Here is a 23,097-nt window from a genome sequence, read left to right as displayed (position 1 = left end):
TATACGCATTTTTTGGCTCTGTATCTGTCCCGGGGCAGTGCCTACCATGCTGGCATGTTTAATCATGACGAAAAGGCAGTGACTGAAATGAGACTGATGCATGTAGACGCCAGCCCCAAGCGCCAGCTTTCCAACTCAAAAATGTTGTCTGCGTATTTTGTGGAAACGCTGAAAAAGCAGATTCCCGGGCTGACGGTGGATTATCTTGATTTGTCAGTAGAGAATCCGCCGCACGTGAGCGGTGATTTTGCCAAGGCAACCTACACACCTGCCGTAGAGCGCACCGACGCCATGAAAAAGACCCTGGAATATTCGGACAATCTCTGTGCCCGTGTACTGATGTCTGACCTCCTGGTGTTCGCCATGCCCATGTACAACTTCTCCATGCCATCCAGCTTCAAGGCGTTTATTGATAACTTGGTGCGCACCAACCTCACCTACAACTTTCATGAAGACGGCACCACGACGGGCAATCTCACCCGCCAGAAAACTCTCTTCATTACAGCCCGGGGCGCTGACCTCAGGCCCGGCCTCAGCCCATGGTCACACATGGATGCCCTCACCCCGGCACTGAAATCTCCCTTCGCCTTTCTCGGGGTGGAGAATCCATGGTTTGTTGACGCGCAACCGCTGCAATTTTCGGATCAGGTAGCCCGTGAAGAGGCCTTGAAACGTGCGCGCAGTGAACTGGATGCGGTGGCACAGGAATGGGTGGCCAGCATCGCCAGGCTGCAGTAATCGTATCCTGCCCGGCTAGGCAGAGGTGTATCGTAGCGCGTTTGAAATAGTGGCTTTGTTATTGCAAAGCCAAGAGTACCTATACAGCCAGTAACGATTCAGTTTAAACATCATGAAAAACTCGACGTTAATAGAGGGCGTTCATCTATTACCGGAAGTCATTCATGTTGCTATCAAAACTATTCTCAAAAAAAACAGAATATGACCTCGAGCTATTAAATCTCCGAGGGCAGGTCGCGGCGATTGGCAAATCCCAGGGAGTCATCGAGTTTAATCTGGATGGTACGGTTATTACGGCGAACCAGAAGTTTCTCGATATCCTGGGGTATACGGTGGACGAAGCGAAGGGCAAGCCACACAGCACTTTTGTCGATGCCGAAACACGCAACAGTAGCGAGTACAAGGCATTCTGGGAGCGGTTGCGTGCCGGGCAATATGATGCTGGTGTGTATAAACGCATTGCCAAGAGTGGCCGTGAAGTCTGGCTGCAAGCGTCCTATAACCCCATATTGGATATGGATGGGAAACCATTCAAAGTCGTTAAATATGCGACAGACATTACTGCGCAACAATTAAAAGCGGCTGACGCGGCTGGTCAATTGGAGGCCATTGCCAAGGCACAGGGTGTCATTGAGTTTAATCTGGATGGTACGGTCATTACGGCGAACCAGAAATTTCTCGATATTCTGGGGTATACGTTGGAAGAAGCCAAAGGCAAGTCACACAGCGCCTTTGTCGATGCTGGAACACGCAGCAGTGGCGAATACAAGGCATTCTGGGAGCGATTGCGTGCCGGGCAATACGATACCGGGATGTACAAACGCATTGCCAAAAGTGGCCGGGAAGTCTGGCTGCAAGCTTCCTACAATCCCATTTTTGATTTGAGTGGCAACCCATTCAAGGTAGTCAAATATGCGACCGATATCACTGAGCAGGAACTCAAGCATGCTGACTTTTCCGGACAGCTTGCGGCCATCAGTAAAGTCCAGGGTGTGATTGAATTCAACCTGGATGGTACTGTCATTACGGCGAACCAGAAGTTTCTCGATATCCTGGGATATACGCTGGACGAAGCTAAAGGCAAGCCACACAGCACTTTTGTCGATGCCGAAACACGCAACAGTAGCGAGTACAAGGCATTCTGGGAGCGGTTACGTGCCGGGCAATATGACGCTGGTGTTTATAAACGCATTGCCAAGAGTGGTCAGGAAGTCTGGCTGCAAGCGTCCTATAACCCCATACTGGATATGGATGGGAAACCATTCAAGGTAGTCAAATACGCGACGGATATCACGGAGCAGGAACTCAAGCAAGCTGACTTCTCTGGACAGCTTGCCGCCATTGCCAAGTCACAAGGCGTCATCGAGTTCAATCTTGATAGTACTGTCCTCAGCGCGAACCAGAAACTTCTCGATATCCTTGGCTACACACTGCAAGAAGCCGAAGGGAAGTTGCACAGTACTTTTGTGGACGCCGAAACACGCCTCAGTGATGAGTATCGGCAATTATGGGAGCGCTTGCGTGCCGGGCAATATGATACCGGTGTATATAAACGCATGGCCAAAAACGGCAGGGAAGTCTGGTTGCAGGCTTCTTACAATCCTATTTTCGATTTGAACGGAAAACCATTCAAGATTGTGAAATATGCGACAGACATTACCGCACAAGTGCTGAGCACTCAGGCAATGAGCCGAACGGTGGAGGAAACCCAGGCGATGGTGGCGACGGCCAAGACGGGAGATCTGACAAACCGGATTTCATTGGATGATAAAACCAGTGAGCTACGCGCGCTGTGTGAAGGTGTCAATGCATTGATCGATAATATGGCGGGCATCATTACCCAGATCAAGCGTTCCAGCGATAGCATTTCGACTTCGGCAAATGAAATTGCTACTGGTAATAATGACCTGTCTCAACGCACGGAAGAACAGGCTTCCATGTTGGAAGAGACTGCGTCCAGTATGGAAGAGCTGGCTTCCACCGTGCGACAGAATGCCAATAATGCCAGGCAGGCCAATCAGCTCGTACATAATGCTTCCGAGACGGCCGTGAAAGGCGGCGGAGTGGTCAACGAGGTCATACTCACCATGTCCGGCATTAGCGAAAGCTCGAGAAAAATCGTCGATATTATCAGCGTCATCGATGGGATTGCTTTCCAGACCAATATTCTTGCGCTGAATGCTGCGGTAGAGGCCGCGCGTGCCGGCGAGCATGGACGGGGCTTTGCTGTCGTGGCAAGTGAAGTGCGCAATCTGGCGCAGCGCTCGGCATCGGCTGCCAAAGAGATCACGCAGCTGATAACCGCTTCTGTAGCAAAGGTTAAGGAAGGATCCACGCTGGTGGCAGAAGCCGGTTCAACGATGAGTGATATTGTGGCCTCCGTACAGAGCGTGGCAAATATCATGGCGGAAATTACCCATGCTTCTACTGAGCAAAGCACGGGCATTGAGCAAGTGAATGTGGCCGTCAGCAATATGGATCAGGTGACGCAACAGAATGCAGCCCTGGTGGAGGAAGCAGCTGCTGCAGCCATGTCATTGGCCGATCAGGCGGGTATCTTGATGGAAACCGTCTCCCGCTATAAGGTTGCAGCGGGTAACCCAGTATCTGCTCGGCCCTTGCTGGTTTCGGTTGGCTGATAACAAACGGGGCATGGGGTAAACCTGTATTACGCCGATATTGTTGGTCTATATTCGGCGAAGGGTCCACCAGCAGTCTCGCTGCGCCCGACTCGACCGTCAGGCCAAATGCTCGGGCGCATCATCTGCTATCACCCATCCAGCGCAATATCCATCACATGATCCACCCCGTCATTAACCAGCATCAGGGTGTTGGGCGCCCAGGCTTCTATCAGCTGACCATCCAGCCATACCTGCTTGATGACGTTGCGGTGCGTGCCCATGCAGCGGAAGTTGAGCTGATAATGCGTTTCCTGAAAGCGATAGCGGATCTGATACTCGGTCCAGTCGGCGGGAATGCGCGGATGTATCAGCAGGCGATCCTGACGTAATTCCAGCCCGAGCAGGGTTTCCAAACTGAGGCGATACATCCAGCCCGCGGCGCCGGTATACCAGCTCCAGCCGCCACGGCCCATATGGGCGTCTGCCGCATAAATATCCGCACTCATCACATAGGGTTCTACCTTGTAGCGCAGCATGTCTTGCGGATGGCTGCCGTGGTGGATGGGGTTCAGCATGGTGTATAGCGCCCATGCCTGTTCGGTGTCGCCCTGCATGGCATAGGCCATGCTGGCCCACACGCCGGCATGGGTATATTGCCCGCCATTTTCGCGGATACCAGGCACATACCCCTTGATATAGCCGGGTTGCAGGCTGGAGTTATCAAACGGCGGTGTCAGCAGGCGAATGAGGTTGGCTTCGCGCATCACCAGGCGTTCATTCACGGCTTTCATCGCCATGCGTGCCCGCATGGGGTTGCCACCGCCGGAGATGATGGCCCAGCTCTGGCTGATCGAATCGATCTGGCATTCGGGATTGCTGCTGGAGCCCAGTGGTGTCCCATCGTCAAAATAGGCGCGCCGGTACCAGTTGCCATCCCAGGCATTGGCTTCTATATGCTGGCGTAATGTCTCGGCGTGTCCGATGCAGAACTCGGCAAAGGCGCTATCGTTGCGGCTTTGTGCCAGGCTGGCAAACTGGGTCAGGTTATCAAACAGGAACCAGGCCAGCCATACGCTCTCGCCCTGACCCGCACGGCCGACCAGATTCATGCCATCGTTCCAGTCGCCGCAGCCCATCAGTGGCAGCTGGTGCACACCAAAGCGCAAGCCATGGCGGATGGCACGCACGCAATGCTCGTACAGCGTGGCCTCTTCGGCCGAACGCTGTGGCTGGTCGTAATAGGATTCTTCCTCCTGGTTCAGCATGCGGCCTTCCAGGAAGGGAATGGTGCTATCCAGCACCCCGGCATCGCCCGTGGTCTGCACATAGCGGCAGGTGGCATAGGGCAGCCACAGATAATCATCCGAGAAGTGAGTACGTACGCCCTGCCCGGCAGGTGGATGCCACCAGTGCTGCACGTCGCCCTCGCTGAACTGACGCTCGGCGCAGGTGATGAGCTGCTGGCGTGCCAGCCCTGGCGTGGTGTGCACCAGGGCCATGGTGTCTTGCAGCTGGTCGCGGAAACCATAGGCACCGCCAGACTGGTAGTAACCGCTGCGTGCCCACACGCGGCAAGCCAGGGTCTGGTAAAGCAGCCAGCCATTGGTGAGGATATCCATGGCGGGGTCAGGCGTTGTCACCTGTACTGCGCCTAGGGTAACTTCCCAGTATTCCTTCACCTTTTCCAGGGCCGCTTCGGCACCTGCAGGCCCGCAATATTGCTGAATATAGTGGTGCACCTCGTGGGTATTTGCGCCAGCCCCAAATACAAAAACCACCTCGCGTGTCTGGCCCTCAGCCAGCTCCAATGGCGCCTGAATGGCGGCGCAAGGGTCCAGGCAGGCGCCCGTGCGGCCGGACAAGCGTTTGCGTTGCATGGCAGCGGGCTTGGCGAGGGTGCCATTGCGCCCGATAAACTCGGCACGGTTGCCACTCACGGAACGCTCACTCAGGTTAACCTGGGCAAACACCACGCGATTGGCGCATGACGGCCCATACTGGTTGCGCGCCAGCAGGGCGTGGCTATGCGGATCAATCTCGGTGACAACCTGCATCATGTTGGCATGGCGCCATTGCCCCAGCACCAGCTCCCAGTAGCCAGTCAGCGATAGCTTGCGGGTGCGGCCCGAGTGATTGCTGAGTTTGACCACCACAAATTTGACTGGCGCATCCATGGCGACAAAGGTGGTCAGCTCCGAGCGTATGCCTGCTTCCTCATGCTCGAACACGCTATAGCCGAAGCCATGTCGACAGACATAGCCCGACAATCCCCGCGCCGGTAAGGGCGTGGGCGACCAGAAAGCGCCGGACTCCTCATCGCGCACGTAGCAGGCTTCGCCACTGCTATCGCTGATGGGGTCGTTATGCCAGGTGGTGAGGCGGAACTCGTGAGCGTTTTCTACCCAGGTATAGCTGCTGCCACTCTCGCTGATGACCATGCCGATATGCGGGCTGGCAATCACATTTGACCACGGTGCTGGTGTCGTTGCGCCTGGCGGCAGGGTGATGATGTATTCGCGACCATCTTCCGAAAAGCCGCCCAGGCCATTGAAAAACTGGCGCGGTGGTAGAACCAGTGGCACGTTGGGAGTGCTTTCATGCGGCAACATGGGTTGGAGCATGTCGGACACGCGCTCGGTGGATACGCGGCGATCTATCTGTTCGATCAGCGTGTCCGCCGTATCGTGCAGCACCACACGGGCGACCGAGAGCAGCAATACCCTGGCATCTTCCGATAGCTCCTCCGCCCGGCGGATGAAAATGCCACCCGGTTTATCCATGACCTGCGCTTCAGAGCCCGCATTGATCAGCCCCATGATCTGGTCATGCAGCAGGGCGCGATAGCCGGAAAAATCCTCATTGATAATCACCAGGTCGACTACCAGCCCCTTCATGCGCCAATAGGCATGGGCTTGCAGCGACTGCTTCACCAGATTCAGGCGGCTGATATCCCCCACCCGCAGCAGCACAATCGGCATATCGCCGGAAATACCAAAGCGCCACAGGCTGGATTGTCCCTGCTGATTGCGCAGGATGACGGCTGGTGGTGCCCGGCGCAAAGCGCTGGCATAAATGATGGAGGCGGCGAGGCGCGCATAGGTCTGGGCATCGGCCTCGCTGGCATTGATCAGGCGCAATACTTCCTGGCTATGGAACCATGCCATCTCGAATGCGCGATCCACAAAATGGCGATCACAGTACTTATCCAGCAATGCGAGTGCTTGCTCACGTGTGTCTGCCACCCCGGAAATAATCTGGATGACGGCCGAGGTATCGGCTTGCAGGCTGATGTTGCAACGGATGGCGACGATAGGGTCCAGCACGGAGCCTTCGCTATTGGAAAGCAGGGCTGGTCCGGCGCGACTATCCATGACGACCGGGTGGCTGGCTGTGCGCCCGCGGCCGATAAACTGGGCGCGGTCTGTTTCGAATGACAAGGCGCCAGCCACGGCACCGGGGGCTGCCAGCAGATGGAACATCCACGGCACCTGTTCCTCTGGCGTGCGCGGACGGCGCGTGCAGAGGATGGCCTGGCGATCTGCCAGAATCTCGGTTTGCACAAACAGATTGCTGAATGCCCGGTGCGCCAGATCGGCATTCAGGGGGGCCAGCACTACTTCGGCATAGGTGGTGATTTCGATGCGCCTGTGCCGCGATGACAGATTCGCCAGCGTGACGCGGCGGATCTCGACATCGTCTTCCGGCGAGACGCTGATTTCGGTGTGCGTTTCGATGGCCTGGTCGCGCAGGCGATACTCTGCCCGCCCCTGCACGAAAATCGCCTCAAAACTATCGGTTTTGCCATGGGTGGGCTGGTAGGCGCTTGACCAGTAGTAGCCGGTATCGCGGTCGCGCAGGTAGATAAAGGTACCAAAGCCATCCATGGTAGCGTCTTCACGCCAGCGGGTAATGGCAAGATCACGCCAGCGGCTGTAGCCGCCGCCGGAGTTGGTGACCATCACATGGTAATGGCCGTTGGAGAGTAAATGCACTTCCGGCAAGGTGGTGTGCGGGTTGGTGAGCACTCGCATGATGGAGCCGCGGTCTGCCACTGGTGGCCTGGCGGCGGCATTTACTTCTGCTGCATGCGGGTGCAGGGTGTCGCCTTTTTTGGGCACGCGTTCCTGCAGCAGCAAGGCGGTGGCCTGCACGGCAGGGGCCGCCATGAAGCGGCGTTGCATGGGGGCATCGCGCAGCACATGGACAAACGCGAGCAAACTCATGCCCTGATGGTGCACCATGTAAGACTTCACCACCGCGTGGGTTTTGCCGCGCGGCACGCGCGATGGCGTGTAATCGATCGCTTCATAAAAGCCAAACTGCCCGGTAAAGCCCAGGCCCGCCATGGCTTGCAGATTGCGGCAGGCTTCGCGCGGCATGACGATGAGCGCCAGTGCCGTGGCGTAAGGGGCAATCACCAGGTCATCTGCCAGGCCGCGCTTGAAACCCAGCCCCGGCACGCCAAACGCCCGGTACTGATAGACATGGCTGGCGTCAGTCGCGTTATAGCAGGATTCGGAAATACCCCAGGGGATGCCCCGCTGACGCCCGTATTCAATCTGGCGCAGCACCACGGCTTTGCAGGTCTGGTCCAGCAAGGTGTTGTCGTAGCTGGGCATCATCAGCCCAGGCATCAGATACTCAAACATGGAGCCGCTCCACGAGATCAGGCTCAATTCACCGCCCTGGCTGGTTAACAGGCGGCCCAGTGTAAACCAGTGCTTTTGCGGCAATTTGCCTTCGGCGATAAACAGGAAGCTGGCAAGGCGTGCTTCTGATGCCAGAAGGTCATAGCAGGAGGGGTCGCGCCTGCGCTCGCGCACATCGTAGCCTATGCTCAACAAGCCGCTTTCGGCGTCATACAAAAAGTCAGCGTCCATGATCGCAAATTGGGCGCATTGCTCAATCAGCTCATCCAGGCGCGCCTGGCGTGAAAGGCTTTCATGCTGCGTGTCCAGCGAGGTCAGGTGCGCAGGTGGTGTACCCTCGTCATCCATCAGGTTACCGTGGCTAAAGCTCAGGAGCGATAACTCCTCATAGGCGGCCAGGCATTGTTCGTCAAACGCGGCTAGCCAGGTGCTGAGTTGCGCATCTGTGGTTCCCTCATTGCCGAGCGATATCGCCAGCGCGGAGGCGGCATCGTGCAATTGTTGCAGCAGGTTGAACGCAGCTGTCGGGCTGGGGAAGGCGGTACCGGCTGCACACAGCGTATTCAGCTCCTTGCGCAGCCAGCTGAGGTGCGACTGTGCATCGGCCCCTGCGGTGGCGGGCACATATTCTTCCAGCACCTGCAGGGTATCCTGCAAGCCATGGAATGTCTGCGACGGTAGCGTGGTCTGCTTTTTCAGCTCTAGCAGGCCCATTTGCAGGGTCAGCAGGCAGCCCGCCAGATTGCCGCTATCCACGGAAGATACATAGTGCGGGCGCAGCACCTCCAGCGTGCGAGTGTCATACCAGTTGTAAAAGTGACCGCGATAGCGCTCCAACAAGGCCATGGTCGATAGCGTGTGCTCGCTGCGTGTGATCAGCTCTCCGGCAGAGAGATACCCCAGGTCATACGCCGCGAGGTTAGAGACCAGGGCCATGCCGATATTGGTAGGCGAAGTGCGGCTCGCGATCATGCCCGCGGGGAATTCCTGGAAATTGTCTGGTGGCAGCCAGTGATCATCGGGGCCGACCAGCGACACGAAATATTGCCAGGTACGGCGCGCCTGCTTGCGCAGAAACAGGCGTTGCTCGGTAGTCAACTCGGCCGTGGTTTTGGGCAGCGGCAGGCTGATGCGCCAGGCTATGATCGGTGCGATCAACCATACACATAACATCGGCAGGATGACAGGCCAGGCAATGGCCTGCCCCTGCTGCATCAGCCCAAGCAGGCTGCTCAACAATGCCAGCGACAGTAGCGGTGCAATCCACATTTCAAGCACAAAATCACGCAAGCTGCGCTTGGCATTACGCACGGTATAGGCGCGGGTATGCCACAGCAGCAGCCCACGGCGGGTAAACAGCATGCGCAGGCCAGAGCGCAAGATGGCATCGAGCGCAATCAGGGCTTCATACGGCAGAAAAGCCAGCGTCAGCAGGCCCGTCGATATGGGCGGGATGGCGGATTTCCCGGTCTGCGTCAGATGTACCAGCCAGGCACGATCAGCAGGCTTGCGCAGCAGATCCACCATGGTGGTCAAAAGCATGGGAGAAAACAGCACGATCAGGATGAGGCATGCCCAGAATGTGGCTGAGCCTACGCCCAGCAACCAGCCGCTTGCCAGCAGCATGAGCAAGGCCGGAGCCACCATGCTGCGTCGCAGGTTGTCGAAGATTTTCCATATGGAGAGCGCGTTGATCGGGTTGGCAGCGCGTTGTCCGCGCTCACCGCTCTTGCCCGCCGGACCGGGTACGCGCGGGAAAAGCCAGCCCACCAGCTGCCAATCGCCGCGCATCCAGCGATGGCGGCGGCTGACATCGGCCAGATAACTGGCGGGGTAATCCTCAATCAGCACCACGTCGCTCACCAGGGCAGAGCGGGCATAGCCGCTTTCCAGAAGATCGTGGCTCAGGATCAGATTGTCCGGGAACTGCTGGTCCACCACCTGGCGGAAAGCATCTACATCGTAGATCCCCTTGCCGATGAACGAGCCTTCACCAAACAGATCCTGATACACATCCGATATCTCGCGCGTGTAAGGGTCTATGCCGGATTCCCCGGCAAACAGGCGCGTAAACCATGAGCGCGTTGCACTGGTCAGGCTGGTGGCGGCGCGCGGCTGCAGAATCGCATAGCCTTCGACGATGCGGCCCAGCTTGGCGTCATACACAGGCCGATTCAGCGGGTGGGCCATATTACCCACCAGAGTACGTGCGGTATCGCGTGGTAGCTGGGTGTCGGTGTCCAGGGTGATCACATAGCGCACACGTGGGAACAGCGCTGTATCGCCGACAATATCCGGAAACGCCGCCTGACCGCTACCGCGCAGCAGCGCATTAAACTGCTCCAGCTTGCCGCGTTTGCGTTCATAGCCCATCCATAACCGTTCCACCGGGTTCCAGGTACGGGGGCGATGCAGCAGGTAAAAGATGCAGGGGCGATCATCGCGATAGGTGGCATTGAGCGTAGCAATCGCCTGATGGGCGTGGGCGAGCAAGGCCGCATCGGTGGGCAGGCTGTCGGTCAGCGCATCGGGGAAATCCGTCAGCAGGGCAAAGTAGAGCTGGGCATCGCGATTGCCCAGGTAGCGTATTTCAAGCGCTTCCATATAGGCGTCAATCGCCGCCATCGAGGTGAGGAGCGTGGGCACGATGACCATGGTGCAATGCTCGGGCGGAATGCCTTGCGAAAAATCCAGCCGCGGCAATACACGCGGCTTGAGTATCCAGGTGGCTACCAGATTAACCAGCGTGACCGAAAAGGTGGAGAGGCCGATCATGCTGAGTACGGCAAACAGCCAGTAGTGCATGCTGCCGAGCGCCAGCGGTTGGAGTTGGCGCAGCACAATGAAAGCGGACAAGGCGGTCAGCAAGGCCATCGGGGCCAGATAGACCAGCAAGCGGTGCCGCAGGTAATGCTGGCGCGCGGGTATCTTCCATGATGGTGGGCGGCCCATGGCTTTTTCCAGCATGGGCAAGCCGTGATCTACCAGAAAATAGCCGACATGGGCGGTGCGATGCGCCGTCCCCTGGCTGGCTGCCGCGAGCTTCGCCTGTGCAATGGCGGCATCGGCGACCACTGGCTCGGGTTTGCCGCAACGGCGCGCCACTTCTTCAATCACATGCCGGTAACGGTCACGCGTGGTGAAGTCCTGCAAGGCATACATGGCAGCGGGATCATTCCGCAACACCTGCTCGACCTTGCTTAGCGACTCCACATAATTGCGCCAGTCCATGGTGCCGATAAAGCGCAGGCTGCTGATGCTGTTGGCAATTGAAATCTGATTGGCAGCTGCCGTACGGCTGGCAGCCTCGGAAAGCTGGGTAGCGGTGACGCCCTGCTCCTGCAGCTTGTGCTCTACCCACGCTTGCACAAAGGCCATGGCCGAGCCATGTGCCTGCAGGCGCGAGTAAAACTCCTCCACAAACGGGGCGGTCAGCGGCACGTCGGCATTGGCAAATTCGGCCAGCAGTTGAATCAAGAGTTGTGGCTCCTGCTCCGCCGTCGTCAGCATGCGATCCGCCCAGGCGATGGCGGCATCACGCTCCTCGCGGCGGCGGGCAATGCGCACGCCAACCCGGCGCAGGTTTTCCAGCAAGGCCAGTTGCAGCATGATGGGGAACGCCCACAGCTCGCCCAGCCGCAATACCTCAACGCTTTGGTAAGCTTCTACCACCTGGCTGGCGTTGTCGTTGTCCACGCGGCCATCCATATGTGAGATCAGCGCCAGCGCCAGATCATAAATGCGCGGAAACCCTGCCGAAATGCCATTCGCCAATCGTGGCAGTTGGCGACTGTAGCCACGGGGCAAGTGCCGTTTGGCCAGGCTGATCTGTTGCTCGATCAGGTAAAAGTTATCCAGTAGCCAGCTTTCGGCAGGCACCAGATGCTGGCCTTCGGTGGCGGCGGTGGTGACGACTTCATAGGCCGCCAGAAGCACGCGGGCATTGTCTGCCAGCCGGGGCAGCAGGTGATCCGCACCTGGCCCTGGCGTCAGCACATGCTCGGTGGCCAGCATGGCGGCATGCCGTTTCAGCTGCTCTATGCTGAACAATTCGGAGCGCAGCAATTCCGTATCCTGCTCACTATGACCAGAATGGCGGGGTCGCGACGAAAAGCCGAGTTCCTTGATGATGACGATCTCCTGAAGACGACGAGACCTGCCACCGTGTTATGGTGGTGGCTCTGTTATTGAGTGGCTGGGTATTACTGGCGTGCGGAAGGGGCGGGGGCGAAGCGCTTGCCATGCGGCTGAAGCAGGCATGGTTGCCTGCGCTTCATGGCAGATGAAATCAGTGCGCCTTGTCCGGTGTTAAAAATGGCTTGATGTCATCTTTTTTGGTTTTTTTGGCGGCGCGCTTTTCCTTGGCGCTCATCACGGGTTTTTTCTTGTCGGCTTTGTTGCTTTTCTGTTCCTTGCTCATGCGCTTTACTCCTGAAAAGGGAAAGGATTGCCATATGGGTAATGCCCGGGCTGGCATGGAGGAAGCGATCTGCCTGGGCGGCTTTCCGAGCTGTTAGTTTTAGCCTGTATTTTTATGTCTGTCTGTGCGCCACCAGACAGACAGGCTATTTATCCCCTCGCCTTATTGCCGAGATAAGCGTATGTACGGTAGCGCACATATCAGTGCTATTGTCTTGTACTAAAGTAGAGGCTAAAGATCGCCTTGGCTAACGAACGAGGTGCTACATCTCAGAAAGGGGCAGCCTATGTCTATACAGCACACCCCACATCAGAACCATTTGCTCGATGCCCTGCCAGCGGCCGAGTTTGCGCGCATTCAACCTCATCTCGAACTGGTGAAAATGCCACTCGGCCTGGCGTTGTATGAGTCTGGCGGCCAGCTTCAGCATGTTTATTTCCCCACGACATCTATCGTGTCGTTGTTGTATGTGATGGCCGATGGCGCATCGGCCGAGATCGCGGTGGTCGGCAACGAGGGTATATTGGGTATTGCCCTCTTCATGGGCGGCGAGACCACGCCGAGCCGGGCGGTGGTGCAGAGCGAAGGCTATGGCTATCGCTTGAAAGCGCAGCTGATGAAAGATGAATTCAATCGTGCCGGGCCAGTGATGCGCCTCTTGCTGCGGTATACCCAGGCGCTGATTACCCAGATGGCGCAAACCGCCGTCTGTAACCGCCACCACTCCGTGGAAAAACAGCTCTGCCGCTGGCTGCTGCTCAGCCTGGATCGGCTGCCGGGCAACGAGTTGAGCATGACGCAGGAGTTGATTGCCAATATGCTGGGCGTGCGCCGTGAGGGCGTGACCGAAGCCGCGGGCAAGCTGCAACGCGAAGGCCTGATCGAATACAGCCGTGGGCACATCCTGGTGTTGAACAGGCCCGGTCTGGAAGCGCGGGTCTGCGAGTGCTATCAGGTGGTCAAGACTGAATTTGACCGCCTGCTGCCTTCGCTGCATAACTCGGTGATCGACTAACCCGTTTCAAACTATCGTAGTGCCAATGTTCGCAAGGACACGGTGCAGCCTCTGCTAGCGGTATAGGCTGTCTGCACGCCAATGAATATTGGCTGCTATTGCCGTTGTGGTGATGGATGCTTTCCGCCCGCCTTTTCAGGAGCTGCCATGGTGCCACCAAGACAAATACTGTTGATCACCGATAGGGCAAAAGACGGACACCAGTTGAAAGCGGTCTTTGGTCGCGTCCGGGTGCATCCTTTCAAGCTCACCTGGGTGCGTCGCCTGGCGCGGGCCATGCATTTCCTCAAGACAAAAGAGGTGGATGCCATCATCGTGGATCTGGGTTTGCCTGACAGCGAGGGCATTGCTACGTTTGAGAGCCTGTTTGCCGTGGTGCCCTACACGCCTATTGTGACCTTGCAGACCGAAGATACAGTAGCGGCGGCGGCCCTGATCAAAGCAGCAGCGGAACGAGGGGCCCAGGGGTATTTGACGCATGCCCACTTTACGCCGGACCAGATTATCCAGACCCTGGAAAATGTGCTGCAGCGCAGTGTGTTCGAGCGCTTCATGCAGCAGGAAAAAGAGCGGGCTGAGATCGCCCTCAACTCGATCAGCGACGCGGTGATTTGCACCGATATGCAGGGCGAGGTGAATTATCTCAATCTCGCGGCCGAAGCGCTCACTGGCTGGTCGCGGCAAGAGGCGCAAGGCTTGCCTATCATCAAGGTGTTTCAGCTGATTAACGGCCTTACCCGCGAGCATGACCAGAATCCGGTACATCGCGTGCTGAAGGAAGACATACCGCAAGAGCTGAATCCCGACACCATACTGATACGACGCGATGGCAGCGAGGTGGCGATCGAAGATTCCATTTCCCCTATCCACGATGGCAACGGCAAACTGACCGGTGCCGTGATTGTGTTTCATGATGTGAGTGCGGCGCGCGCCATGGCGAGCAAAATGGCGCATCTGGCCCAGCATGATTACTTGACCAATTTACCCAATCGCATGCTGTTGAATGATCGGCTCTCGCAAGCCATTACCCTGGCTGAGCGCGGCACCAGCCAGCTGGCCGTGCTGTTTATGGATCTCGATAATTTCAAGCAGATCAACGATACGCTCGGGCATGTGGTGGGGGATGCGATTTTGCAGTCCGTGGCCAAACGCCTGATTGATCTGGTACGCAAGTCGGATACGGTGAGTCGGCAAGGTGGCGACGAATTTCTGATGCTGGTGGATGAAAGCAAGCAAGGAGAGGATGCCGCCTTGATTGCCACCAAAATATTACGTGCCCTGGAACAGCCACACGCTGTCAGTGGCAAAGAGCTGCACCTGACCGCCAGCATCGGCATCAGCCTTTACCCGCAGGATGGGCGCGATGCCGAAACCCTGATCAATCATGCCGATAGCGCCATGTATGAGGCAAAAAAAACGGGGCGCAACAATTTCAAGTTTTTCAGAAGCCGTTAGCCCACAGGCGTATAGTCAGCACACCCTCTATATTCAAGTGGCCGTCGTATGTAAGCGTGGCATCGCACAGAAATTGTGTGGGTGATTCGGTAGCTTGAAGCTAGTCGCGATACTCCTTGCCATTGCCGAGCGTGTCCGGTGATGCCTGTTGCCCATGTACGTTTCTCCGCAAGGTGCCTCACCAGATGCTTCATACCCCTACGCCGCCTTTTAATTGTCTGCTTGCTGCATTGCCGCTATCCGAGCGGATCAGTTTTATCAATACCTGCGATTCGGTGGAGCTGGGGTTGACCCAGGTGCTCAATCAGCCTGACGAAACCATGGAATATGTGTATTTCCCTCTCACCTGCATGGTGGCCCTGACGCTCAATCTGGAAGAGGGCGAGGGCATGGAAGTGGCGCTGATTGGCAATGAGGGCATGGTCGGTGCCTCCTTGATCCTGGGTGTGCCGCAGAGTCCCTTTGGCGCCACGGTGCAAGGCCATGGACTGGCGCTGCGCAGCTCCGCGCTTATTTTTCTGGACGAGCTGGAGCGGCATCCGCAATTACGCGAGCTATTGAAACGCTATGTGCAGGTGTCGTGTCAGCACTTTGCGCAGATTGCCGTGTGTAACCGGTTTCATGTGGTGGAAAAGCGGCTGGCCTGTTTGTTACTGATGACGCGGGACCGCATGCATTCGGAGGATTTTTACATCACACACGAACTGCTGGCGAAGATGCTGGGGGTGCGGCGCGTGGGCGTGACCAAGGCGGCAGGAGCCCTGCATTACCAGCACTTGATCAGCTATCGCCGCGGCGTGGTGCGGATTGATGATGCGGCGGGACTGGAAGCGGCGGCATGCAGTTGTTACCAGACAGATAAAGCGGCGTATGCCCGCTTGCTGGTGTGCTAGTTGGCGTGGTCGATATCTTTAAGAGATAGTTCAAGAGGGCAGCAGCCCTGACTGGGTCATGCTGTGTTTGACCAGCGTAAGGGAGTTTTTCAGCCTGGCATGTAGCGATGCGACTGCCGGATCTTTTACATGTTCGGTCAAGGCAATCGCCGATTCTGCCTCGGCCACCGCCTGGTTAAAGGCATGCATGAGTGCCAGGGTGTTCGCATCTCTTATAGGCTCTGGACCGACGTTCGACATGATGCCTCCTAGGGCGTGTTAATCGCAATTGGGGTATGCATTTCAGTGTGTTTGCCCTCCATGGCGGCGTTTGCCAGTGCAGCGGACGGGGAGCGCACGGCGCGCCACTTCTGGTAATGGCGCCATAGATGGAACATCTGGTAATACCAGCTGCTGGTGGGGCTGCGCTGCCAGCGTAGCAACAGCCATACCCCTGTCCCCAGTAAAAAGGCATGGCTGTGCACGAACTTCAAGATAGTCATGCCTTGGTCCAGTCTTGCCAGCCTGGCTTGCCATACCCGGGCATGCAGCGTGATCAGCTCGCGCTGTTGCGCTGACTGCTGTAAAAGCTGGGCGCGTCGCGTAGCCAGTGCTTGCAAGCGGGTACTCACGGCAACCGTTTCATGGCGGCAATTTCATGGCGGAACTCGCAAAGGGGGGCTTTCCAACGAGCACTTTCACAGCGGCGCTTTCATGGCTTCCCTGTCCTTGCCCAGCTCATCCAGGCTGGTGGAAAACAGCTGGGGTTTATGCCTGATTTTATGCAGGGCGACCAAGCCAAGCACTACGGCCATGGTAATAAAGCCCGCGCTCAGGATGGCCAGCACGCGCAAGGGGTGGGTGTTCCAGTACGCGGCGATCACCAGTATGCAGGCCAATACCAGGCCGGCTCCAAGGAAAAACAGCATGGCCAGCGTGGTGACCAGCAAAGAAAAAAAGTGCAGCCGCTCCTCTTCTATATCCACCCGCAACAAGGCCAGGCGGGTATAGAGGATGGCGAGCAGGGCGCCGCTCAGGGCCGTAAGCGAACCCAGTACGCCAGGGCTGGCAGTGGCTGCATCGTTGGCCATGGGCTAAGGCGCCCGACGCCCAATCAGCCAGCCAATCGCAACCCCCACTGCTGCGCCTATGCCTATCGCTTCCCATGGGTTTTCATGCACGTACTCATCGGTGGCTTTGGCCGCTTCACGGGTTTTGGCGATGAGCGCTGTCTGTGCTTCGGCCATGTTGGCCTTGACTACGCCCAGGGACTTTTCAACCTTGTTGCGAATTTGCGCGAGCTGCTCACCGCCCTGGTTGGCCGTGGCCTTGAGCAAGGCTTCGGCATCTGTCACGGCGATCTGAAAGTCGGCGATCAGTTGTTCACGATTGTTTGCTGTCTTGGTGTCATCCATATGCTGCTCCTTGGTAGTGAGTGATCGAGTCGGTGATTTATGCGGCATGGGCGATGCGGTACGCATGCCATCTCAGCATCAGCCACGGGCTCCAGACGGAAACCGTGCGCTCAGCAAGAATGCCCACCACAAGCACGGGCAGCAGATAGATCAGGCCGCCCATGGTCACCGATGCGCCCATGGCAAGCAGCCAAAGGGCGAGTAAAACAAATGCAAACGTTTCCAGCATGATGATTCCCCTATTCCTGTTGGCAAAAAAGACTATTTGGCCTTGAGCCGCATATCATTTTTTACCGATTTGACACCACTGACGCGCCCGGCGACGGCAATCGCCTTGTTGATGTCTTCCTGTGAATTAACAAAGCCGCTCAGCTGCACCACGCCCTTGAACGTTTCGACATTGATTTCAGCCGACTTCAGGCTGGGTTCATTGAATACGGCAGCTTTGACCTTGGTCGTGATGACGCTGTCATCCATATATTCGCCCGTGCCCTCTTTTTTGGAGGTGGATGCGCAGCCAACAGAGGTGATCAGGGCGAAGGCCATGCCGATGGCGACGATCAGTTTTAGTGCTTTCATGGGGTATTCCTTGGGTTATTTGCAATGTGGGGTTGAAACATGCGCGACATGCTCAGTAACTTTTGCCATTGGTGGCATCTCTGGGATTCACATCCTTGCTATCGGTCGTGGTGCCCAGCGGCTTGTTGTTCATGGAGCTGCGGTTGGGCATGGTGCTCAGGTGCGCTTTCATGTCGGGCAGGCTGACCATGCCGTTGGTCTGCTTCATGGTGCTGAACTTCTGTTCGTAATACGCCATGTATTCATCATGCGAGATCATGGTGTCGCCGTTGCTATTCATGAGCTTGATGTTGTCTTGTGATTCGGTGGCGGCGACGGCGATTTGGCACGTTGTGCTCAAGGCAGTCGCACATAGTAGAAGGGAGAGTTTGGTCATGGAGATTCCTTTCGGGAACGCAGAGGGCAAGAATGGTCAACATGCCGAGTTGGCATGGACGCTCTTGCTCTCAATGCTGACCCCAGCGTAGGAGCTTATTGAGGTTCGGTCTGTACGCAGCTGCACATAGCCTGGATTGTTTTGACATGGGCACGCGATAAGCGAGCCAGCGCACAGAAACCCCGGTTAGCGAAGACCACACTGCGTACTTCTTTCATCAGCAGGAGTGCCCCATGAAATCAGATACGCAATTACAACAGGATGTGTTGGCCGAGCTGCAATGGGAGCCCGCCGTCAATGCGGCGCATATCGGGGTGCAAGTGAGTGATGGCATCGTGACCCTCGCAGGCCACGTGCAGAGCTATGGCGAGAAATGGCATGCCGAAGAAGCCACGCAACGTGTCTCCGGTGTTAAAGGCCTGGCCGTGGATATGGTGGTCAACCTGCCCGGCAGCGCGCAACGCACGGATACGGATATTGCCCGCTCGGCCCAGCATATTTTTGAATGGATGACCTACATTCCTGAAGACGGCATCAAGATCATGGTGGAAAACGGCTGGATCACGTTGACCGGCGATGTGGAGCAGGATTACCAGAAGCGGGCGATTGAAAGCTGTGTGTCCAATCTGATCGGCGTGACTGGAGTCAGCAACCAGATCATGATCAAGCCCAAGGTCTCCGGCCAGATGGTTAAGCTGGACATCGAAAACGCCCTGAAGCGCCGTGCGATTGATGATGCCCAGAAGATCACGGTCACCATCAAGGATGAGGATGTGATCCTGAGCGGCAAGGTGCACAGCTGGTCAGAACGCAGCCTGGCACGTCACTCTGCCTGGGGTGCGCCAGGCGTCAAAAATGTCATCGACAACATGTCGCTTAATTAAGCCAGGCGCCTCGCCCTGCCACCCTGAACTCTACTCCCAAGGAGCTTGATATGCTTGATCCCAATACCACCGCCAGCGCCGCCCACAAGGCGGCGGCCATGGATCACGAAGCCTGTGCCAAACATCACCACGAGGCCGCAGAGAGCCATGCGCAACAGGATACCAATAAAGCAAAAACCAGCGCCAAACAGGCCATGAGTTGCTGTGAAAAAGCAGCTAAGCAATCTGTCACGGCCTGTGGATGCTCTGCTAAATAATTAGCTTATCCATATGCCGGGCAGGATAAAAGTCCAAGGGCCTTAACCGGCCTTTTTCGTATGTTGGGTTTACCGGAATTGCAAAGTGCGTCAGATATTTTTGGGGTAAAACATCTGTGCAAACCATGTGCTAATGACTTAGCCCAAGAGCGCTTAGTGCGCTGGCACCCGCAGGCGATAATGCCCAAAGCAACGCGCCGCTATTGATCAGCACCGTGGCCCAGAACGTCACCAGAAACGAGCGCTTTGCCGTTTTGTGCCTGAGCAGCCGTTGCCCTGCCATCGCTCCCGGCCAGCCGCCCAGCAGCGCCAGCATGTGCAGCGTGCTCTCCTGTGTACGCCATTGTCCCTTTTTGGCCGCCGATTTATCCATGTAATATGCCGCAAAGGTAATCAGGCTGGCCGCCAGGTAAACCTCCAGCACGACGGCAGGTAATTGCCCTGCCCAGACGGCCCCTGCCACACCGCACAGAAAAATAAAGGCAAACAGCGGAAGTACAGGGCTACGCTGAGAAGAGGTCGGCGCTGGCCGTGGACTATCTCCCACAAAGGCCACCTTCAATGCCTGTGGGCGGCCTTTGGCATCTCGCTTCAGTTCATAGGTCACCAGCGCATTGCCTTCCGGACGCCGCTTGTGATGCGTCAATGCGCTGATATGAAGAAACACCGGTTCACCCCCGCCATTCGGGGTAATGAAACCAAAGCCCTGGGCATCTTTCCATGTGGTAATTCGACCTTGATATCGCATAGATTCACGCAGCTTTGTAAGAGGCTTAGAGTAGCGGTCTGGTGATGCTACACCAGCCTAAGCGCCATGAAAATCGGGCTGGAGCATCGCGAATAAAAAACGCCCGACCAACAGCATCGGGCGTTTTTATTGCCTGACTATCAGCTAGCCAGGGCAGGCTTTAGTACAGGAACCAGTTGGTGACTTTGTTGTTTTTATCAAAGTCGATGGACAGGTTGTCGCCCTTGACCGCGGTATTGCCAGAGGCTTTATCCATCACTTTATTCAGCTTGCCAGAGCCTTCGGATGCATCTTTGGCGCTGTTCAACGCATAGCTAGAGGACACGACGCCAGGTACAGAACCCGGGGCCGCGCTCACCAGGTCGGAAATTGCATACAAAGCGCCATGCTTTTTGTAGTTCCAGCTTGTTCGGCTGCTGGAGCTTTGCGAAGACTTGTCAGGTACGCCATATAAGGCTTTTACTTCTTCCTGCGTGGTTTTGCCCACTACGATGTGTGCGTTAACGTAGGCGGCCGTATATTTATCTTCGCCACCACCCAGTGCCCCCGGGCCACCCGCGCATGCTGTTGTCAGCATGGCCGCGAGAATGATTATGAATTTCTTCACGTTGCTTCCCTTTTATATTAAGAATGATTCTTGACTATATCAAAAAAGGGGCAGGCTGAGCATTGGGTGGGTGTCATTATTTGTTATGTGAGAATGTACATATCGTATGGGCGACGCATGAGTCAGATGCATGCCGTTTGATCTATGAATCCCAGGAGTGATGGCTAAATTGTATAAAAATCAGTAGGTTATTTCTGTGCGAATTGTATTGTTTCTTTGCGTGCAATGGTGAATTTCTCCATGCGGCGATTCTAATCATGAGGTATCTGGGCAAAACTGGAAGCGTCTAAAACAAACCAAAGGAATGAAGATGCTTCGCTACCTCCGTATTGCCAAATTGACTATCGCCCTGGGGTTAATCGCTGCTGCCACTACGATTCCCCTTTCGTCCCAGGCGGCTCCAACGGTTTCCAGCCAAGGGTCCGTTGCCACCAAGGCTGTTTCCTATCACACGGTGGATATTGACGGTGTGAAGGTGTTTTATCGGGAAGCCGGCCCTGCAAACGCGCCGGTGGTACTGCTTTTGCATGGCTTTCCCAGCTCCTCGCACATGTTCCGAAACCTGATTCCACAACTTGCCGAGCGTTATCACGTCATTGCGCCGGATTATCCCGGCTATGGGCAAAGTGATCAGCCCGCCATGGATAAATTTACCTACAGTTTTGATAATTTGGCAGCAGTGATTGATAAATTGACCATCAAGCTTGGCCTGGGCAAATTCGCCATCTATGTGCAGGATTACGGCGCCCCTGTTGGTTACCGGATAGCGAGTGCCCATCCGGACAAGATCAGCGCCATTGTTGTGCAGAACGGCAATGCCTATTACGAAGGCCTAGACAACCCGTTCTGGGTGCCAGTGAAGGATTACTGGAAAAATAAATCGGAAGCGAATGCGGCCAAACTGCGGCCGATTTTGGAGCTGGCTGCTACCAAATGGCAATACACCGAAGGCTTCCGGAATCCTGCAGTCAATGTGAGTCCGGATGCCTGGATGATGGACCAAGCGTATATGGATCGTCCCGGCAACAAGGATATTCAGCTCGAACTGTTCTATAGCTACGGCACTAATCCACCACACTATCCTGAATGGCAAGCTTATTTCCGCAAATATCAGCCTCCGATGCTGATTGTGTGGGGCAAAAACGATAAGATTTTCCCCGCTGAAGGCGCTACGCCTTATCTGAGGGATTTGCCAAAAGCCGAATTGCATCTGCTGGATACCGGGCACTTCGCACTGGAAGAGGATGGCAATGAGATTGCCAGACTGATGCGCGACTTCCTGGACCGCAATGTGCAACCTTGATGTTGGCTAAACCTTCAACGTGGTTCGTATGGAAAGCCACTGGCCTGAGACTCATGCAGGCCAGTGGCTTTTTTAATGTCAGGGGATGTGTCTGAGTTCTGATTGCGCTTATGCCAGCGCCAGCGGCGTCTGACGTACCACTGAGGGAGCTAAAGGTGGGGATGCGCGCGTAGGCGCTCGACCATGAGGTCGATGAAAGCTCTTACTTTGGAAGAGCCATATTTTTCTTCACGATGTACCACATGCACCGGCCAGGGAGATTCTTCAAAGGACTCAAGCAACAGGCGCAAATTGTCGCGCTCGACCTCGCTACGTACCTGATAAGACAGAAGGCGCGTGATGCCAAGTCCACCGAGGGCCGCTGACAGGGCTGCGTCATTACTGGTGACCACCAGCCGTGGATTTATCTCCACCAGTTCTGGTTCATCGCGGCTTTCAAAGCGCCATTCGACGCGAGGGGAAAGCGCACTGGAAACGATCATCGAATGCTGCATGAGATCGGCCGGGATTTGCGGCGTGCCATGTGCTTCAAGATAAGCGGGCGATGCGCACAGCACGCGGCGCACTTGCCCGACCTTGACGGCGCGTAACGAGGAATCGGGCAAGTTGCCGATGCGGATCGCAACATCCATTCCCTCCTCAACCAGATTGGTCACTCGGTCTACAAAATTTGCATTGACCTTCACCAGGGGGTAGCGCTGCATGTATTCAATGATGGTGGGCATGACAAACATGCGTCCGAACAATACCGGGGCCGTGACCGATAAGGTGCCGCGTGGTTCGGCATTGATGCCCGAGGCCGCCTCGTTGGCTTCGGCGATACTCTGCAGTATGGCCCGTGCATCATCGTAATAGCGGAGGCCAGCATCGGTGAAGCGCACATTGCGTGTGGTGCGTTGCACCAGCTGTACGCCCAGCTGCTCTTCCAGCGCGCCTACGGCTCGGGTGACCGCTGCGGGCGATATATCCAGTTGGCGGGAAGCGGCGGCGAATCCGCCTTGTTCTCCAACGGCTACCAGTACGCGCATCAGGTGAATGTGGTCGATGATCGTTACTCCAGGCGAAATAATGAATTGCAGGCAGAGCTGATTCTATCAGGGGCATTATTTCCTAGAATGGCCTCATCAACAACGGCGTATGGCGATAAAGCCGGAGGCC

The 23,097-nt window shown here is 56.3% G+C and carries 20 protein-coding genes; 8 read left to right on the top strand and 12 right to left on the bottom strand.

The features are described from left to right. Positions 1 to 87 precede the first annotated feature (87 nt). Both LG204_RS01305 and LG204_RS01295 read left to right on the top strand, forming a co-directional pair. On the top strand, positions 88 to 738 hold the full coding sequence (locus tag LG204_RS01305) for an FMN-dependent NADH-azoreductase (RefSeq protein ID WP_230335589.1): 651 nt from the start codon (positions 88 to 90) through the stop codon (positions 736 to 738). Positions 739 to 902: 164 nt separating this feature from the next. Next, positions 903 to 3,377: a methyl-accepting chemotaxis protein gene (locus LG204_RS01295; RefSeq protein WP_328440748.1), complete on the top strand. Its 2,475-nt coding sequence runs from the start codon at positions 903 to 905 to the stop codon at positions 3,375 to 3,377. A gap of 131 nt (positions 3,378 to 3,508) precedes the next feature. Here the strand turns inward: LG204_RS01295 and LG204_RS01290 are convergent, their stop codons facing one another. Then, positions 3,509 to 12,073, bottom strand: a complete 8,565-nt coding sequence (locus LG204_RS01290; protein WP_230335588.1) for a GH36-type glycosyl hydrolase domain-containing protein — start codon at positions 12,071 to 12,073, stop codon at positions 3,509 to 3,511. Between the two features lie 223 nt (positions 12,074 to 12,296). Continuing rightward, the gene (locus tag LG204_RS14075) at positions 12,297 to 12,428 is read right to left on the bottom strand and encodes a hypothetical protein (protein ID WP_268867964.1); all 132 of its coding nucleotides are present in this window, start codon (positions 12,426 to 12,428) and stop codon (positions 12,297 to 12,299) included. A gap of 286 nt (positions 12,429 to 12,714) precedes the next feature. Here LG204_RS14075 and LG204_RS01285 point away from each other — a divergent pair, with 286 nt between their 5' ends. The 3 genes from LG204_RS01285 (at position 12,715) to LG204_RS01275 (ending at position 15,791) form a co-directional block, all read left to right on the top strand. Continuing rightward, the gene (locus LG204_RS01285) at positions 12,715 to 13,443 is read left to right on the top strand and encodes a Crp/Fnr family transcriptional regulator (protein WP_230335587.1); all 729 of its coding nucleotides are present in this window, start codon (positions 12,715 to 12,717) and stop codon (positions 13,441 to 13,443) included. A gap of 147 nt (positions 13,444 to 13,590) precedes the next feature. Then, on the top strand, positions 13,591 to 14,898 hold the full coding sequence (locus LG204_RS01280) for a diguanylate cyclase domain-containing protein (protein WP_230335586.1): 1,308 nt from the start codon (positions 13,591 to 13,593) through the stop codon (positions 14,896 to 14,898). Positions 14,899 to 15,083: 185 nt separating this feature from the next. Continuing rightward, entirely contained in the window at positions 15,084 to 15,791 is a 708-nt protein-coding gene (locus tag LG204_RS01275; RefSeq protein WP_230335585.1) for a Crp/Fnr family transcriptional regulator, read from the top strand. 30 nt (positions 15,792 to 15,821) lie between these two features. Here the strand turns inward: LG204_RS01275 and LG204_RS01270 are convergent, their stop codons facing one another. The 7 genes from LG204_RS01270 to LG204_RS01240 form a co-directional block, all read right to left on the bottom strand. Beyond that, a complete protein-coding gene (locus tag LG204_RS01270; RefSeq protein WP_230335584.1) occupies positions 15,822 to 16,031 on the bottom strand; it encodes a hypothetical protein in 210 nt (69 codons plus the stop codon). Between the two features lie 8 nt (positions 16,032 to 16,039). After that, on the bottom strand, positions 16,040 to 16,402 hold the full coding sequence (locus LG204_RS01265) for a YqjK family protein (RefSeq protein ID WP_230335583.1): 363 nt from the start codon (positions 16,400 to 16,402) through the stop codon (positions 16,040 to 16,042). Between the two features lie 66 nt (positions 16,403 to 16,468). Continuing rightward, the gene (locus tag LG204_RS01260) at positions 16,469 to 16,861 is read right to left on the bottom strand and encodes a phage holin family protein (RefSeq protein ID WP_230335582.1); all 393 of its coding nucleotides are present in this window, start codon (positions 16,859 to 16,861) and stop codon (positions 16,469 to 16,471) included. A gap of 3 nt (positions 16,862 to 16,864) precedes the next feature. Continuing rightward, complete coding sequence (locus LG204_RS01255) at positions 16,865 to 17,185, bottom strand: DUF883 family protein (protein WP_230335581.1); 321 nt, start codon at positions 17,183 to 17,185, stop codon at positions 16,865 to 16,867. A gap of 37 nt (positions 17,186 to 17,222) precedes the next feature. Further along, on the bottom strand, positions 17,223 to 17,414 hold the full coding sequence (locus LG204_RS01250; RefSeq protein ID WP_230335580.1) for a hypothetical protein: 192 nt from the start codon (positions 17,412 to 17,414) through the stop codon (positions 17,223 to 17,225). Between the two features lie 32 nt (positions 17,415 to 17,446). Next, positions 17,447 to 17,764, bottom strand: coding sequence for a BON domain-containing protein (locus LG204_RS01245; RefSeq protein WP_230335579.1), 318 nt, complete (start codon positions 17,762 to 17,764; stop codon positions 17,447 to 17,449). 52 nt (positions 17,765 to 17,816) lie between these two features. After that, the gene (locus LG204_RS01240) at positions 17,817 to 18,140 is read right to left on the bottom strand and encodes a hypothetical protein (protein ID WP_230335578.1); all 324 of its coding nucleotides are present in this window, start codon (positions 18,138 to 18,140) and stop codon (positions 17,817 to 17,819) included. Positions 18,141 to 18,373: 233 nt separating this feature from the next. Between LG204_RS01240 and LG204_RS01235 the strand changes: the two genes are divergently transcribed. Then, positions 18,374 to 19,024: a BON domain-containing protein gene (locus tag LG204_RS01235; protein WP_230335577.1), complete on the top strand. Its 651-nt coding sequence runs from the start codon at positions 18,374 to 18,376 to the stop codon at positions 19,022 to 19,024. 50 nt (positions 19,025 to 19,074) lie between these two features. Continuing rightward, positions 19,075 to 19,281 carry a hypothetical protein gene (locus LG204_RS01230; protein ID WP_230335576.1) on the top strand — a complete coding sequence of 69 codons (207 nt, stop codon included), beginning with the start codon at positions 19,075 to 19,077 and terminating at the stop codon, positions 19,279 to 19,281. Positions 19,282 to 19,411: 130 nt separating this feature from the next. On the opposite strand, the gene LG204_RS01225 is transcribed toward LG204_RS01230, so the two are convergent. Then, positions 19,412 to 20,029, bottom strand: a complete 618-nt coding sequence (locus LG204_RS01225; protein WP_230335575.1) for a DUF1294 domain-containing protein — start codon at positions 20,027 to 20,029, stop codon at positions 19,412 to 19,414. A gap of 160 nt (positions 20,030 to 20,189) precedes the next feature. Then, the gene (locus tag LG204_RS01220) at positions 20,190 to 20,636 is read right to left on the bottom strand and encodes a hypothetical protein (protein WP_230335574.1); all 447 of its coding nucleotides are present in this window, start codon (positions 20,634 to 20,636) and stop codon (positions 20,190 to 20,192) included. Positions 20,637 to 20,946: 310 nt separating this feature from the next. On the opposite strand from LG204_RS01220, the gene LG204_RS01215 reads away from it, so the two are divergent. Beyond that, positions 20,947 to 21,939 (top strand): alpha/beta fold hydrolase, encoded by a 993-nt coding sequence (locus LG204_RS01215; RefSeq protein ID WP_230335573.1) that lies wholly within the window; start codon positions 20,947 to 20,949, stop codon positions 21,937 to 21,939. Between the two features lie 149 nt (positions 21,940 to 22,088). Here the strand turns inward: LG204_RS01215 and LG204_RS01210 are convergent, their stop codons facing one another. Further along, positions 22,089 to 22,967, bottom strand: a complete 879-nt coding sequence (locus LG204_RS01210; RefSeq protein ID WP_230335572.1) for a LysR family transcriptional regulator — start codon at positions 22,965 to 22,967, stop codon at positions 22,089 to 22,091. Positions 22,968 to 23,097 lie beyond the last annotated feature (130 nt).

The organism is Methylovorus menthalis, assembly GCF_020523625.1.
Classification (GTDB): domain Bacteria; phylum Pseudomonadota; class Gammaproteobacteria; order Burkholderiales; family Methylophilaceae; genus Methylovorus; species Methylovorus menthalis.
Note: the sequence above shows the minus strand (reverse complement) of the source record. Positions and strands in the feature narration are given on the sequence as shown.